Origin of the sequence: Mesorhizobium sp. J8 (genome assembly GCF_016591715.1) — a bacterium.
Lineage (GTDB): Bacteria > Pseudomonadota > Alphaproteobacteria > Rhizobiales > Rhizobiaceae > Mesorhizobium.
The window spans coordinates 5,061,039-5,075,099 of record NZ_AP024109.1 but is presented as its reverse complement, the minus strand read 5'-3'; the positions used below and the strand labels follow the sequence as shown (position 1 = coordinate 5,075,099).

The window sequence follows — 14,061 nt, the reverse complement described above, 5'->3', positions numbered from 1 at the left end:
TGGGTGGAACCAGAGAAGTTGGAGAAGTGGCGCTATATTCGGCGCCCGCAGCAGGTCAAGCTCTGCGATGAAGCTAGGACATGGCTGTCGGTTGCCGTCTCACCGACAGGTGAGCTGCATGAAAGAGTCTGACGATGGAGCGCCCGCCGCCGTCGAGCGGACATTCGACGTGAAGCCCAGAGCGGAAGGCGCCGAGGCTACAGCCACTGCCTGAAAACCGAAAAAGCACGCCCGCTATTCAGCTGGACCCACAAATATCCGAGGAGACAAATCCCATGAAAGCAATCGTTGTAACGGACCAGACTGCGGGAACGGCCGGAATGAAGCTTTTGGAGCGGCCCGAACCACGGGCAGCGATAAACGACGTCGTCGTTCAGGTTCATGCGGCGGGATTCGTCAACACCGAACTGGAATGGCCTTCGACTTGGGCGGATCGGGCCTTTCGCGACCGGACGCCATCGATCCTTGGCCATGAACTGGCAGGCGTGGTCACCGCGCTGGGCTACGGCACCACGGGGCTGTCGATCGGTCAGCGGGTGTTCGGCCTGTCGGACTGGCATCGCGACGGCACGCTTGCCGAGTACGTCGCCATGGAAGCCCGCAATCTCGCGCCATTGCCGGGCGATGTCGACTTCGCCGTGGGCGCGAGCCTGCCGATCTCGGGCCTCACCGCATGGCAGGGCCTATTCCAGCATGGCCGCCTTCAGGCAGGACAGTCCGTGCTCGCGCATGGCGCAGCGGGCGCCGTCGGCTCGGTGGTGACGCAGCTTGCGCGGGAAGCCGGTGCCTATGTCATCGGCACCGGACGCGCCGCCGACCGCCAGAAGGCGCTCGACTTCGGTGCGAATGAATTCGTCGACCTCGGGAACGACACTCTGGAGGATATCGGCTGCGTCGACCTGGTATTCGATGTCATCGGCGGCGACATTCAGAAGCGGTCCGCGGCGCTGATCCGGGCCGGAGGAACGCTGGTGACAGTCGTCGGACCGACGGACGTTCGACCCGCCGACGGCCTGACGATCGACTTCGTCGTCGAGGCCGATCGTGTCCAGCTGGATGAGATCGTCCAGCGAGTGCGGGGCGGACGTCTGCGGACGAATATCGGCAAGGTTTCGGCCCTGGAGGAGGCCGTTGCAACCTTCAACGCAAGGGAGCGGCACACCGGCAAGACGATCATCCGCGTTCGTCCGCAAAAGCTTGGGACGCAGGCCGAATCCTGACCTCGGGCCGTCCTGCTCAACGGCCTTGAAGGCTTGGAGAAATTCCTCACTGAACGCCGCCCCGACATTCGCTTCTGGCGTCGCACGGGCCGGATCATCGTTCGGCAAAGGCGTCGCGGCGGCCTTCATCGCCGGCGTCAGCGGGTTCCTCTATTCCGCCAAGGTCGACCTGATGCGCCCCGTCGGCTCGCACGGTGGCAGGACGACCGGCAAGCAGGTGCAGGCCGACGCGCGCGGGGCGGCGATCGACGTCGCAGGGCCGCGCATGCTCATGGAGGTCGGTCTGGTCACGTGCGACCTCTCCTGATCGACACGCATGCGCGCAAGACCACCCATGACTGTGCCCGGCGAAGTGTAGCCTGTCCGGCTTCTGCGTGGAGCAGTCAGTCAAGGACGAGCACACGTTCCTCGATTGCAACGGCGTCGGTCAGGTCGTCGGCATCACGGTCGAGATGCAGAACCCATGCGCCGGCGGCATCAGGCTTTTTCGCCTTGGCGTATTCGCTGCTCGGATAGTCCGATTGTTGGAAACGCTCTTGCTTTTCTGTGAAACTGACCAAAATCAAAGCCGGTTTCGGACGACGATGGCATTGTGCGCTCGTGTGGGAGACGATCCTTACCGTGCCATTCTCTCGTGTGCTGCAGCTGGCCGTTATCGACGAAGAAGGCGAGCACCCCTCTCGTCTTCCCTTGCCTGCGGACCGTAACCGGCTGGAAAGACGCAATCACCGGCATCCCCGTCAATATCCGGCCCACCCACTGGCGGGAATGGATTAAGGATTGCGAGGAGCCCCGGGCTTAGGTGTGTCATTGACGTGCTTGGCCATCAGACACTCAGCGATTTTCACCTCGCTGTTCTTGCTGCTCGCGTGACGCCAGGCTCAAGGGTTTGCGGCGCTGCTTTGCACATTGGTTCTTCGACGCTTTGAGAGCGATTGCAACAGGTCGTCTTCGTTGGAGTAGCCGCTCTCGAACCTTTGGATGACCTCGCGTGCGAGATCGTCTCTCTGATCTTTGTCTTTAAGGGCCAGACGCCGCTCTTTGCAGAGCGTATCAAAGACGGTTTGGAGAAGCGTCAGTTCGGCTGGCGTGAAAATGCCGCTGTATCGTGTGAAAACCACGCAGCTTCCCTCCCTCATACGGGCGGAAGCGTGATCTACTCTCCCAAGCGTCCGTGTGCCTCGGCTGGGTGCGGACGACTTTGTCAACGTATACCCCAGGACGAAGCGTTGCGACCCGTTCGTAGTCGAAGAGGGAAGTTAGAAAACCACGCGCCATTACAAAAATTAGTACGAGCCGGAAACTGTCACCGTCGAGCCGGAAGGCATGACAATGTCCCCGGCTTTCCGGCGCGACAGTTTCGCAAGGTCCATGTCGGCATGGTCGCCAAGACCTATGCCCTCAACCGGGACCTCTCTCACGACGGACAGCTCCTTGTTCGCCTTCGCCGACCGGCTGGCGCGCGGGCATGGCGCGGCCTTCGCCATCAAGGACCGGCAGGCGGGTTCCGTGCCGCGCAACGCCGGCGTTTCTGTCTCGGGACAGCCGTTGCCAACGGTTCGTGTCACCCGCGGCATGGTGATTTCGGCGAGCGGCCTGACGCCTGTGACCGACTGGGCCCGCCGGTGCGACTTGCATAGGACCAAGCAGGTTATCGAGGAGGTCGAGACGGGCGATGTCGAGCCGGAAGACGTGCTGCGCTTGATGGAGGCGGACGAGACGGCGGCGGAGACCCGCGCCGATTCCGATCGTGTCGACGGGGCGCAGCAGGGGCTCCGGCTCGGTCACCATCGGAGGCGCGCCGATCGCCGGGTCCGAAGGAACGGAGGCGATCGGCCTCCGCTGATGCGTTGGCGGCAGTTATACCATCGCCCCGATCATCGACACGCTCGACCGAGGCAGCGACCGCGCAGATCTCGCTGGGCAACCCGCAAGGCTCGGCCGGGGGGAACCGCTAGTTCGAGAGCAGTTTCACCATCGTCAGGCGCATGCGTGCCAGTCTTCGGGCCGAACTGTGGAATGCCTCCCGTTCGGATTCGAGCAGGAATTCAAGGGTCATCACGTCAAGCAGGAATTCATCCACGGCTTGAGCCAGTTCGTGCGACTTGCCTTTGATTTGAGCAAGCAGCGCGCGCGACTCCGCGACCAGGTTGGTGTCGCCGCCGTCGATCAACCCTTCCAGCTTGCTGAAGCAATCCAAATCTGAAATCCCGCGCCGCGGCCATCAACCGCCGACGAGCCGGAAAGTTCCCGATCGAACGGAAAATTCGGTGACCGCATATCGCGAGCAGGAATCGCTCGCCCGCTTGCTCGCGCATGAGGGCCGCTACAGCATGTTCCGACCGATCCGGGCGCTATCACCGTGAAGGAGCGACGCAGCTGGTATGACGCCTATCGGAAGGGCAAGGGCCAGGCGACGCCTTCGGTGAGGGGGCACTTCGAGCGACGAGCTCTTCGAAACCTGCCACCGCCAGGCCCGGGACACCGTGAAGGCGATCAATTGCCGGCCAGCGTCGACTATGTCTTTCCACGGCGCGGGGAAATCGGGCAGGCATCGGCGCAGGGGCGTGTGCGACTTCCGGCGTCAACGGTGTTCCAGCCCCGCGTCCGGCCTTCGGTGATAGCCTGGCGGACGTACAGGGTCGACAGGACGATGGCGACAGGCTGCGCAATAAGTCTCGCTACGCCGGCCGAATGCGACCGGCACACCAAGGCAAGCGCCGCTCGTCGCCCGAACTGAGCTAGCCGGGACGAGGACAGCCCGGATGACTGATCGCAGTCATCGGCGCCGTCGGCGTCACCGACTAGTTCGGTCGGTTCGTCCCCTGCCGCCTGTACCCCTGTGAGCAGCGAAAAGGCTTAACTTTTCAGGATAGCCAAGCCGAAGCGCCGCCTTGCAGTTCGGGCATGCGAAAGCGGAGATCACCTTAAACCAGGAGCCCTTCCGGATAATCCGGTGCCGGCATTTTGGACAGTCATAACTGAGGGATTCGTCATTGAGGCATTCAGGGATCGGCATCGAGCACCCACAGACTAATGCGAATGCCCCCGCAGGTGACGGTGGGCATCCGCGCACTGACGACGAAGGGACTATGCTCGCAACCATAAGCAAATGAACAGGAAGATGTTGCTCGGTCCAGACCTATGAGTTGCCGGGCAAGACCTTTGTCTCGGGAGTAATGCGACTGAGGATGTGGATTTAGATTTTCGGGGAACAACGCGTGCGCTTTGTTGTTCGGTGCTCGGCCTGCCGCGTACTTTACCACCCTGCGCACCAGGCTACTCCAGCCCGTCGGCCTCTGCCGGCGGGCTTTTTTGTTGACAACCAACTTTGTTGAAGGCCAGATTCGCGGCGTTTGAGGGATCGACCTGTTTAGGGGAGGGGCCTCATGCCAATTATTGCAAGAGCCAGAGAAGCAGGCATCTTCAGTTCGTCGGAAGTTGCGCTGCTCGGTCGCGTGTTCGACAAATTGAAGAATGAAAGTCAGTCGCCTGAGCGACGCGAAGCCCTCGCATCTCGCCTCCTTGCCAATTACTTGGCCGGGATCAGGGACGAGTCTGAACTGCTCTCGGTGTCAAAACTGCCGCTCGGCCGCTAGGTATTACTCCTTACGCTGTAGCCTGACAGGTGCGCGCGGTGGATCGTCCGCCAGGCTTAGTGCGCGTCGTCCTCTGTCATTCGCGAGCTGGGCTTTGTGAAATCCCAAGGCCGCCTCTGGCTGGCCAACCCGGGAAATCCCACTTGTTGCTTCCGAGCTACAGCTCATTAGTCAAAACTGCATTATGACTTGTGTGGGGTTCCTGGGTCCGGGCGGACCATCCGGGAAGGGTAGCAAAAGCAGTTTGAGGGAAGATGGCCCGCCGGCTTCGGTCGGCGGGCATTTTTCGTTTCTGCTACGCCTGATCCGCGTCCGAAACCTTTCCGCTCACAACCAGTTCGGCGCGATGCATGGAGTTTTCCGATGTGTGGCGAAGCAGGCGACGACAAGAAAGGTCTGGTTGATCTGTTGGTTCGGCGGTTGGTTGAGGAGACGGGGATTTCCGATGACCAAGCCCGTGAGCTTATCGAGATGATCGGCACTGACTGGGCATCGCTCCTGCGTGAAGCGCGCTTCCTGAAGCGAAGGCATTGAGCCTACGGAACATTCTCATCACGCCGATGTTGGGTAGCCGCGACGCATGCCCTCCCTGTGTTTCACGGCGTCGCGTCGGGTTTGGTTATGTCCCCGACACGAGCCCGCATCGTTCCCCCCCGGTGCGGGCTTTTTCATTGCCGCATACTCAATCGCGTCAAGAGCGCTTCAAGGGCTTTCACGTCCTCTGCGTAGGATGCGGCTTGTGCAGGATATCGTCCCGCCTGCTGGCGATAGAAATTCAGCCGCTTCGGCAGGTCCGCAATCGGGAACGTTCCTCGCCAGACGCCCTTCTCCAGCGTGAAGGAGCCGGCAGCCGAATCGTAAGTCGCTATCGTCTTCATGCCTGTGTCATAGCAAGAGTTGAGAGAGTGTAAGACCCGCAGCAGCGGTCAAGCCCCTCTTCGCCAATGGTCGGCGGGGGAACCATGCCGGGCGCTAGTTGTTCCCCTTGTGACTTGGTTGGCGAGGTACGGACATGGCGGCGCCGCGCGCGGTCTGGAAGGGCTTCCTGAAAGTTGGTTCGGTCACTTGCGGCGTGAAGCTGGTTGGAGCGACCACCGAAGCCGGGAAGGTTCATTCAAAATCCTGAACCGCAAGGACGGACTTCCCGTCAAGAGCGCCTATGTCGACGAAGGGACCGGCGAGGTGGTTCCCGCCGAAGACCAGATCAAAGGCTACGAGGCGGAGAAGGGCGAGTTCCTCGAGATCGAGCCGGACGAGATCAAGAAGCTCAAGCTGACGTCGCAGCATACGCTGGAGGTCGATGGCTTCGTCGCAATCGACGAGATCGACACGCGCTATCTGGAAAAGCCCTACTACGTCATTCCCGCCGATGGCGCCGCAACCGAGGCATTCAATGTGCTGCGCGAAGCCATGGCCAAGAAGAGGGTCGCCGCCCGGTCTTGTGTGGTGCTCTACCAGCGCGGCCGGGAAGTCATCATCCAGCCCTTCGGCAAAGGAATGCTCCTGACGGAGTTGCGCACCCACAACGAGATGGTTTCGGAAAAGAGCGCCTTCGGCGAATTCACATCTCCGAAGTTCGACAAGGATTTGCTCGAAATCGCCGGGCTGCTGATCGACAAGAAGGTCACGAAGTTCGACCCGTCGAAGTTCGAGGACACATATGAGGATGCGCTGATTGCCATGATCGATGCCAAGCGCAAGGGCAAGAAACCGCCCAAGCCGGCGCCGAAACCCAAGGAGAACGTTGTGGATCTGGCTGCCGTGCTGAAGAAGAGCCTGGCCAAGGAAGGCATAAAGGATCGGCCAAAGGCAAAGCCGGCACGAAAGTCAGCGCAGCGGCCGCATCTCTCACACCGGGCGGAACCGCCCATGATTCTTGGCCCGGGGCAGCATGTGCAATGATCATGAGCAGCATATCGCCTAGGCAGAATATTGCCGAATGATGGCTTCGCTGGCGTTGAAAATTCCAGCCCATCAGACTGAACTCGATCTTCCCCAAGCCGACGACATTCGCATCAACGATCCGGCGCCAATCATGCGGGGAGGCGGCGATGCAATCGGGCTCGCGTCAATGACGTTCGACTTTCCGCACTTCGGAGCGAAGGAGGGGACGGAATTCACTTCCATTCCGAAGGCGCCTTTTCGCCGACAGCGCAAAGAACAATAGCGGTTCACTCTACAACCGAGCTCGTCAACAGGTTGCTAACGGAATGCCTTTTTGTTCCTTATTGGTTCTCCGTGAACATCGGCGCCTCTTTATTTCCACAGACCATCGAACGATCTATCGGCATATGGGCCTAGTTCTTTCCCAAAAGGACCTTCGCTTCTCGAAGGAGGGAAGACGTCGGGGGATGGTGAGAGGCCGCTGCAAGATCGGGTTGTTCAAAGGGCTTGTCCGAGAAACCGGCATAAGCGAAACCCAGGCGACGGAGCTTATCCGCTTACTCGGCCGGCGTCGCGTTACCCCTATGCTGATCCAGCCGCGATTAACAAATGACACCGGTTCCGGCGTAAGCTATTGTTTTTTTACGTCGTATGCCAGGTAGACCAACATAAGGCAAAACGATGAGGGACCCTTTTCGCGGCGATAGGCGTTTACTCGGCAGATGCTCCGGTTTCACTTCGATCTCGCCTATGGTGGCGACGTCTATCACGACGCCATAGGAACTGCCTTGCCTAACGTTAAAAAAGGCCAAGGACAGGGCCTTTGAGATCGTCAGCAACATCGCCTGCACTGTCCGCGACGCGAACGGCAAACGGCTGATGCAAATCACGGTGGATGGCGATCAGACCCAGATTGGAACCTTGCCAAACCGCGCCCGTTAGGGAACGCGGCGCATTTCGTAGGACTGGAACACTAGCTAACGTGCCGCCGTTGGGGATGACCTGACCGCCCGCCCGGGTTTGCTCGGGCGGGCTTGCTTAGAGCGGACCGCCCCAAACCAGCGGATGAACATCCTTCCCGGTGATTTCCTTCACCGCCTCCAACAGCGCGTCATGTTAGATCGCCCATGGCGGCGCAGTAATACTTTGGTTTAAGCGGATCCATCATGCTTGTGCAGCGCTCCCGCGCCTGTAGGAACCGGTCTGAGCTCGACCGATTCTTCAGTAGGTCGCAACGGTTCGACGCCACGAGCAAAGCAGCTATGATCAGGCCAGGGGAAAAGCACTGCGGAGGCGATGATGCCCCCAGGGAGAAGCGCATTTTCCTCGAGAGAGTTGGCGCCGCTTGGTAGAGCCTTCGGCGGGCAGACGAACTTGCCGGGAATGACTGACGAGCGGGAGCCAACGGGTGCCCGCGTTGGCCTACGATCAGACCGACACCGACATAGTGGACAAAGCTGAATTGACCAAGCTTTCTCGCACGCCTCTCGGTCGCTGATCCTAGCAAATCGCACTTCCTGGACCGCTGCTTTGTTCGGGCACGTTGTCATCATCTCAAAGAGGCAAGCCGCTCTTGATGAAAAAGGAATTCAGGCCCATCCTCTCGGCCACGGGAGGGATGGCCGTCCCGCATGGCCCGTGCAGTGCCGGCTGCCGAAGCGCGAAGTCCCCCTTCACGGCAGCCGGCGCGCCCTTACGCTTTTTGCTCGGCCGTCAGTCCCAGCTTCTTGATAAACCATGGCATTGTCAGGCCCTGGACAAAGATCGAGAACGCCACCGCGGCAAACGCCGTGACGATGATCGCGCCACGCTCAGCTATGTCCTGCGGCAGGGCAAGGGACAGCGCAAGCGCGAGTGAGCCGCGCAGGCCGCCCCAAACGAGGACGTGCTGGTAGTTGAGATCCACCTTCAGCGAAGTCGGCTTGAGCAGGGCGCAGAGCGGATAGATGGCCAGTACCCGGCCGAGCAGTACGAGTGCTACGGCGACCGCCGAGCTACCCGCAAAAATCCCGAGCGGCTGGTGCGCCTCATGGCCGCCGATCAGGATGAACACGATCGAGTTGGCGAGGAAGGCGGCATAGGCCCAGAATGCCAGCACGTGGCTTCGCGCGTTGGCGGATATCGCGCCTTTCCAGCCCACATTGCCAACCAGAAGGCCGGAGGTGAGCGTCGCAAGAACGCCTGACATGCCGAATTTCTCGGCGATTAGAAATGACCCGTAGGCTGCGATCGTCGTCAGCGTGATTTCCACCAGATGGTCCTCCGTCCGCCCCGCGATGAGAAGAAGCACCGCTGCGACGGCCGCGCCGATCGCGATGCCGCCGGCGACAATCCAGACGAAGGAAGAGGCGATGGCCAGTGGCGTGGCGCTTGCGCCTGATGCCACCGCGACCAGGATGGCGAAGCCGACGGCCGCCGCGCCGTCGTTGAGCAGGCTTTCGGATTCGACCAGAAGCCCAAGCCGCGGCTGCACCTTCATCTCCTTGAAGGCAGCCAACACGGAAACCGGATCCGTCGCCGCGATCAGCACGCCGAAGAGGCTTGCGCCAGTCCAGCTCCATCCGAGCAGCCAATGCATCCCGAGTGCTACAACAGCCGCAGCGATCGCCACCCCCGGAAAGGCAAGCAAAGCAGTCACCGGCAGGTTGACGCGGAAATGACGCCATTCGATTTCAAGGGCCGCCTGGAAAATCAGCGGAGGCAGAAATACCGTGAAGATCAAGTCCCGGCTGAGTGGCAGTTCGGTAGCACCCGGGACAAAGCCCAGCGCTATGCCGGCAGCTACCAGCCCGACGCTGTAGGGAAGGTGCAGCCGCCTCGAGATCATCGCGACGAGCGAGGCCGTCAGGAGTATAAGCCCGAGCGTGGGAATGGAGAGTTCGTCCATTCCGGATTATGGCTAGCTGGGAATGGATTCGGCAAGCGAAAGCCGTTGCCACCAACAAGCGCGGTCATGGACGGCGGCTACTCTTGACAGGCAAGGAAGGTCTCGGCCCCTTCACGGACGGATCAACATGCCGTCTGATGACGCGAGATCGACACCGGTCAAACCCGCCGGGTACCGGTGCCCGCGCACGCATGGCGCCTCCAAGAGGTAAGTGCCGCCGCCGGTTGCCTGCGCACGCAGCGGAGGTGGAGCGCCAAAACGGTCGCCTGGACGCGGGAGACGGTCTATCGCAATGCCGTTGGTTTTCTTGGTGCAAGCGCAAGATTGAAATAGGCTGGCAGTTGCTGGCGCTTGTCGCGGATCGAAGCCGTCTTGTCCGGATCGGCTGGCAGGAGGACGACCATTCGTGCTTGGCGCCTCGGAAAGAGCGGTCTGCCGGCAATCAGGAAAACCACGGCGAGGCCGCCTACCAGCAACACAGCAGTGAACGTATTTGCAATGATCTCGCCCAGCCGCATCGCGACCCGTCCTCATTCTTGCTCCGGCCCGCGTTGTCGACGAGCCGGCTCTCGTTGATACCGTCGAGCAGCGGATTCTATTCCGGCTTGCTAGAGTGATGAGGGTCGGCTCGCACTCCGGAATATTTTCTCTGCTGCTTGGAATAGTTTCCGGCCGGCCTTGGTAAATGGTGCAAGGAGGGTGAGCACAAGAGCTGTCGAAGCCAGTATCGGACACGGGAGCGGCGCAAGCATCTGAGGATACATGGCACCCCAGATCTTGGAACCGGGAGGAGCACGCTCCCAGTCGGCCCAGCGGAAGCTGTCCCTGCCCGCTGGGCCGTCTACCTGTCAGCCAGATTCAAAATGGAGATCCTGAAGTGACGCAAAAGAGTATATCTTGGTGATATGAAAACCAGGTTGGACGTCATACCGCACCTCGAGGATCTTTGGCGTTACGGTCGCGTCCTCACCGGCAACGATTCTGATGCGGACGACTTGGTCCAGGAGGCGCTTGCCCGCGCACTGACGATGGCCGCCAGCTACGACACCTCACGTCCCTTGCTGCCCTGGCTCATCACCATCGTCCGCAACACATTCCTCACGAACGCCAGCCGGGCCGTTGCCACCCGGCAGCGCATGGCATCATTTGCGGAACTAGCAGAATCGGCCTTGCCGCCCTCGCAGGAGCATTCGGCTGAACTCGCGAAGGTACAAAGGGCGCTGACGCGAATGCCGGCCGAGCAAGCGGAGATACTGCATCTGGTTGCGGTGCTGGGGTTCACATATTCAGAGACCGCCAATCTTCTGGGTGTGCCGGCAGGGACCGTGATGTCGCGCCTCAGCCGCGCCCGAGCGGCGTTGAAGCAAAACCTGGAAGACAAAGAGGACGGGTCTTCCCGTCTCAAGATCGTGGGAGGGCGCGATGCGGCCTACTGATGGGATTTCCGAAGAGGATATCGGTCGCCTTCTGGACGGTGAGCTTTCAGCGTCGCAGAGATCGGACCTGCAAGCCCGCCTCGCACGTGAGCCGGAGCTGGCGGCGGAGGTCTTTGCTCATGCACAACGTATGGAGGCGTTGCGCGCCTCACAGCCACAGCGGCTGTTTCCGCCTGCCGCGAGCATGGAGAAGGCGAAGCGACTGGAGAGTGCCTTTCGCCGCGGAAAGATGTTGGCAATACTGAGGCTCCAGGTCGCCGCCGTCGTGCTGGTTGCGATCGGCTGGGGCGCGAACTCGTTGACTGTGCCGCTCCGCCAAGGCGGCAAGACGGCTGATGAGACTTTCATCTTGGCCGCGCGAGACGCGTTGCGGGTCGCGCAACTGAATGCGGGCCCGGAAAGAGGCGTCGAGCCGAAGCAGGACAAGATCGAACGACTGGTCGGTGCCGTCAACGTCAGCATGCCGACCCTGCCGTCGGTGTGGGTGGTGAAGGACGTCCAGGTGCAGCCGTGGAACGGGAAACAAAGCCTCGTCGTCACGGCCGATACGCCAAGCGTTGGTCGTATCACGCTGGTGGCAGCCCCCATGAATGGCGAGGACGCAGTGCCTCCCACCCCGGCGACGGACGGACGCGTGCCAACGGTCTACTGGCAGTCTGGAGGCACCGCCTATGCCTTGATGGGATCCGCCGCGCCAGACCGGCTCGAGGTGGAAGCAAAGCAGATTGAAGTCGCCACGCGCAGGAATGTTGCTCCCAAGACTCGAGGTTGATCGTCGCCTAACGTTGACGCGCGTTCCCATCCTCCCCCATCGGCGCCGCAGCTGCCTCGGCCTCGGTGCGTCGCTCTCTTTAAGGCCCGAAGAAGGCTCGTGTGATGAACATTTTGTCGTTTGAGAGACGATATTATCCCTCAAAATGTCCGATCTGTGCTGGCGCCGCCTTGGAGGCTGATATCGCGCTGCGCAAGGTCGAGTTCCAATGCGCTTGTTGCGGCCCCTTTGAAATCACTTCGGCAGCGCGCGTCGCAATGAAGGGGCTCTCCGGGGAGAACCGAAGGATGTGGCTGTCGCAGGCTAGGCAACAGAATTCGACTGTCCCGTTTGTTGCCTGTGCAAACGAGACGCTGTCGCGGGGCGGATCGTGAATGTGCGTCATGGCAGTCAGGAAGTGCGCCCGCGCGGATACTTCCTTGCGGCCCGGCGAGTGGTGCCGGGCCGTTCCAGATGTGTTTGTGTCCGATCTTGTACCGAGAGGTGTCCGGCTTGAGTGCAGCAAACGCGATCCGCAAGCTTGAAGACTACGAGGAAGTTGGGCTGATCGGCTATCCCTGCGATGGAGACTACATCGCGGTGGTTGGCGACCATGAAGATTGGCTGCTCGGAGGCGAGCTGTGCGGCTTCAACGGTGCCATTATTGCTGAACAGGCTGCGGCGCTGCCGCGCTATTATCCGCGAGGTTGCCGTCTCGTGCTCGCCACGATCAGGAAGGACTGGGTTGTCGCCATCCGGAGCTACGATGACACTCAGGCCAACGAGCGGCCGGAGTTGCCGTCATGACGAGCGGATCAGACGCCCGAGACGCGCTCGCCCTTGATGACGCGCCTGCCGAAATCCGCGCCGCGGCAATGCTGCGAGAATCCGGGTCGATGTCGTTCGACGCCGACATCGAAGCGGCGCTGGTCGCAGCCGCCGCCGAAATGAGGGTCGCAAGATCGCAAGTCGTCCGCCTTGGCTGTTCGTGAATGGCTGACGGCGCGCCAGCGCGGAAGTGGTTGCTGACCCACGCCGAGCCACTCCGAAGGATTGAGAGCTGATGCCGAGCCCTGAGGAATCTTTGAACGGCCAGTCCGCGTTGAACCTGTACGAGCCGATCAATGTTCTCAAGCCGGTCGCACCGGACGTGTGGATCGTGGATGGACCGCCGATAGACTTTGACCTCGGCCTGATGAAATTTCCCTTCAGTACCCGCATGACGGTTCTGCGGCTCCGCAACGGCGATCTGGCGCTCCACTCGCCGGTAGCTCTGACCCCGGCGCTGCGATCGGCGGTCGATGTGCTCGGCCCGGTCCGATTTTTGATTGCTCCGAACTCGCTGCACTACTGGTGGGTACCGGACTGGAAGGCCGCCATTCCCAATGCCGAAGTTCTGGCCGTGCGCGGTTTGCAGAAGCGGGCCAAGCGTCCGATTGCCGTGGACCGGCTTCTGGTGGGGCGGCACTCACCATGGCCTGGCGAAGTCGACCTTTTGGTCGTTCGAGGCGATGTGCTGACCGAAGCTGTGTTGTTCCACCGCGCCACGCGAACGCTGATCCTCACCGACCTGATCGAGAACTTCGAGCCAAAGCGGATACACAGCTGGTTCTTGAAACTGCTCGTAAGATTCGCAGGTGCCGCCGACCCCGACGGCAAGGCACCAATCGACATGCGGCTGAGCTTCTTCCGACGCCGCAGAGCGCTGCGCATGGCTGTGCAGGAGATGCTGGCCTGGCATCCGGAGCGTGTCATCATCTCGCATGGCCGATGGTATGACAAAGACGGGACTGCTGAGTTGAGGCGGGCGTTCCGCTGGGTGCTGTGAGGCCTCACGTCTTCGATGGAACTCCGGACGCGGGGCGCTGGCTAGTAGAAAATCACACTGTTGATGGGCGCTCCCCAACAGCCTTCGGCGCCATTCCTCAAAGCCCGGGTTGGTGCTGCCATTTCTGATCGGTCGTGCGCAAATATTTTGCTGTCCTGACTAAGCTTTTGCTGCATCGTCAGCGCCATCCACCCTGCGCCCCCGGATCGCCTCGGCCACGAACACGCGCGATAGCGCGTGATAAAGAGGCTCGCGCGAAACGAGGCCAGCCGTGCCGTAGCCCAACATCGCCGCACACATCCGAGAGCCGCGAACGGCACGCTGATCAATCCGGTCGATATGGCTCCAGCTCAGAAGACAACGCGCGGTTGCCGGATGCGACGCGAAGTCCTGCCCGCGAGCGCCGCAGCATGGGGTATTTCCGCGAGATGCCTGCCATGCCTGTCCTTGAGGAAA

At 61.1% G+C, this 14,061-nt stretch carries 16 protein-coding genes and 1 pseudogene; 10 read left to right on the top strand and 7 right to left on the bottom strand.

The window, feature by feature from the left end; translation table 11 throughout:
* Window positions 1-275: 275 nt before the first annotated feature.
* Together MJ8_RS24255 and MJ8_RS24250 are read left to right on the top strand one after the other, a co-directional pair.
* Window positions 276-1,220: an NADP-dependent oxidoreductase gene (locus MJ8_RS24255; protein ID WP_201411210.1), complete on the top strand. Its 945-nt coding sequence runs from the start codon at window positions 276-278 to the stop codon at window positions 1,218-1,220.
* Window positions 1,221-1,245: 25 nt separating this feature from the next.
* On the top strand, window positions 1,246-1,527 hold the full coding sequence (locus MJ8_RS24250) for a hypothetical protein (protein WP_201411209.1): 282 nt from the start codon (window positions 1,246-1,248) through the stop codon (window positions 1,525-1,527).
* A gap of 76 nt (window positions 1,528-1,603) precedes the next feature.
* On the opposite strand, the gene MJ8_RS24245 is transcribed toward MJ8_RS24250, so the two are convergent.
* The 3 genes from MJ8_RS24245 to MJ8_RS24235 all read right to left on the bottom strand — a co-directional run bounded on the left by MJ8_RS24245 (window position 1,604) and on the right by MJ8_RS24235 (window position 3,420).
* Window positions 1,604-1,786, bottom strand: coding sequence for a hypothetical protein (locus MJ8_RS24245; protein ID WP_201411208.1), 183 nt, complete (start codon window positions 1,784-1,786; stop codon window positions 1,604-1,606).
* A 315-nt stretch (window positions 1,787-2,101) separates the two neighbouring features.
* Entirely contained in the window at window positions 2,102-2,341 is a 240-nt protein-coding gene (locus tag MJ8_RS24240; RefSeq protein ID WP_201411207.1) for a hypothetical protein, read from the bottom strand.
* A gap of 833 nt (window positions 2,342-3,174) precedes the next feature.
* Window positions 3,175-3,420, bottom strand: a complete 246-nt coding sequence (locus MJ8_RS24235; protein ID WP_225248023.1) for a hypothetical protein — start codon at window positions 3,418-3,420, stop codon at window positions 3,175-3,177.
* Window positions 3,421-4,609: 1,189 nt separating this feature from the next.
* Between MJ8_RS24235 and MJ8_RS24230 the strand changes: the two genes are divergently transcribed.
* Both MJ8_RS24230 and MJ8_RS24225 read left to right on the top strand, forming a co-directional pair.
* Complete coding sequence (locus MJ8_RS24230; RefSeq protein ID WP_201411206.1) at window positions 4,610-4,819, top strand: hypothetical protein; 210 nt, start codon at window positions 4,610-4,612, stop codon at window positions 4,817-4,819.
* Window positions 4,820-5,182: 363 nt separating this feature from the next.
* A complete protein-coding gene (locus MJ8_RS24225; RefSeq protein ID WP_201411205.1) occupies window positions 5,183-5,353 on the top strand; it encodes a hypothetical protein in 171 nt (56 codons plus the stop codon).
* A gap of 134 nt (window positions 5,354-5,487) precedes the next feature.
* Here the strand turns inward: MJ8_RS24225 and MJ8_RS24220 are convergent, their stop codons facing one another.
* Entirely contained in the window at window positions 5,488-5,697 is a 210-nt protein-coding gene (locus MJ8_RS24220; RefSeq protein WP_201411204.1) for a hypothetical protein, read from the bottom strand.
* Window positions 5,698-5,831: 134 nt separating this feature from the next.
* Between MJ8_RS24220 and MJ8_RS24215 the strand changes: the two are divergent.
* Window positions 5,832-6,721: pseudogene (locus MJ8_RS24215) on the top strand (Ku protein).
* Between the two features lie 37 nt (window positions 6,722-6,758).
* Window positions 6,759-6,986: a hypothetical protein gene (locus tag MJ8_RS32415; protein ID WP_225248022.1), complete on the top strand. Its 228-nt coding sequence runs from the start codon at window positions 6,759-6,761 to the stop codon at window positions 6,984-6,986.
* Between the two features lie 1,410 nt (window positions 6,987-8,396).
* On the opposite strand, the gene MJ8_RS24205 is transcribed toward MJ8_RS32415, so the two are convergent.
* Window positions 8,397-9,590, bottom strand: coding sequence for a cation:proton antiporter (locus MJ8_RS24205; RefSeq protein WP_201411203.1), 1,194 nt, complete (start codon window positions 9,588-9,590; stop codon window positions 8,397-8,399).
* A 284-nt stretch (window positions 9,591-9,874) separates the two neighbouring features.
* A complete protein-coding gene (locus MJ8_RS24200; protein ID WP_201411202.1) occupies window positions 9,875-10,108 on the bottom strand; it encodes a polymerase in 234 nt (77 codons plus the stop codon).
* A 399-nt stretch (window positions 10,109-10,507) separates the two neighbouring features.
* Here MJ8_RS24200 and MJ8_RS24195 point away from each other — a divergent pair, with 399 nt between their 5' ends.
* The 3 genes from MJ8_RS24195 (at window position 10,508) to MJ8_RS24185 (ending at window position 12,584) form a co-directional block, all read left to right on the top strand.
* Complete coding sequence (locus MJ8_RS24195; protein WP_225248021.1) at window positions 10,508-11,026, top strand: sigma-70 family RNA polymerase sigma factor; 519 nt, start codon at window positions 10,508-10,510, stop codon at window positions 11,024-11,026.
* Window positions 11,013-11,798 carry an anti-sigma factor family protein gene (locus tag MJ8_RS24190; protein ID WP_201411200.1) on the top strand — a complete coding sequence of 262 codons (786 nt, stop codon included), beginning with the start codon at window positions 11,013-11,015 and terminating at the stop codon, window positions 11,796-11,798. Before MJ8_RS24195 ends, MJ8_RS24190 begins: the two co-directional genes overlap by 14 nt.
* A gap of 492 nt (window positions 11,799-12,290) precedes the next feature.
* Complete coding sequence (locus MJ8_RS24185) at window positions 12,291-12,584, top strand: hypothetical protein (RefSeq protein WP_201411199.1); 294 nt, start codon at window positions 12,291-12,293, stop codon at window positions 12,582-12,584.
* An 8-nt stretch (window positions 12,585-12,592) separates the two neighbouring features.
* On the opposite strand, the gene MJ8_RS24180 is transcribed toward MJ8_RS24185, so the two are convergent.
* A complete protein-coding gene (locus tag MJ8_RS24180) occupies window positions 12,593-12,745 on the bottom strand; it encodes a hypothetical protein (RefSeq protein ID WP_201411198.1) in 153 nt (50 codons plus the stop codon).
* A gap of 95 nt (window positions 12,746-12,840) precedes the next feature.
* On the opposite strand from MJ8_RS24180, the gene MJ8_RS24175 reads away from it, so the two are divergent.
* Window positions 12,841-13,605: a DUF4336 domain-containing protein gene (locus MJ8_RS24175; protein WP_201411197.1), complete on the top strand. Its 765-nt coding sequence runs from the start codon at window positions 12,841-12,843 to the stop codon at window positions 13,603-13,605.
* The last annotated feature ends 456 nt before the right edge of the window (window positions 13,606-14,061 follow it).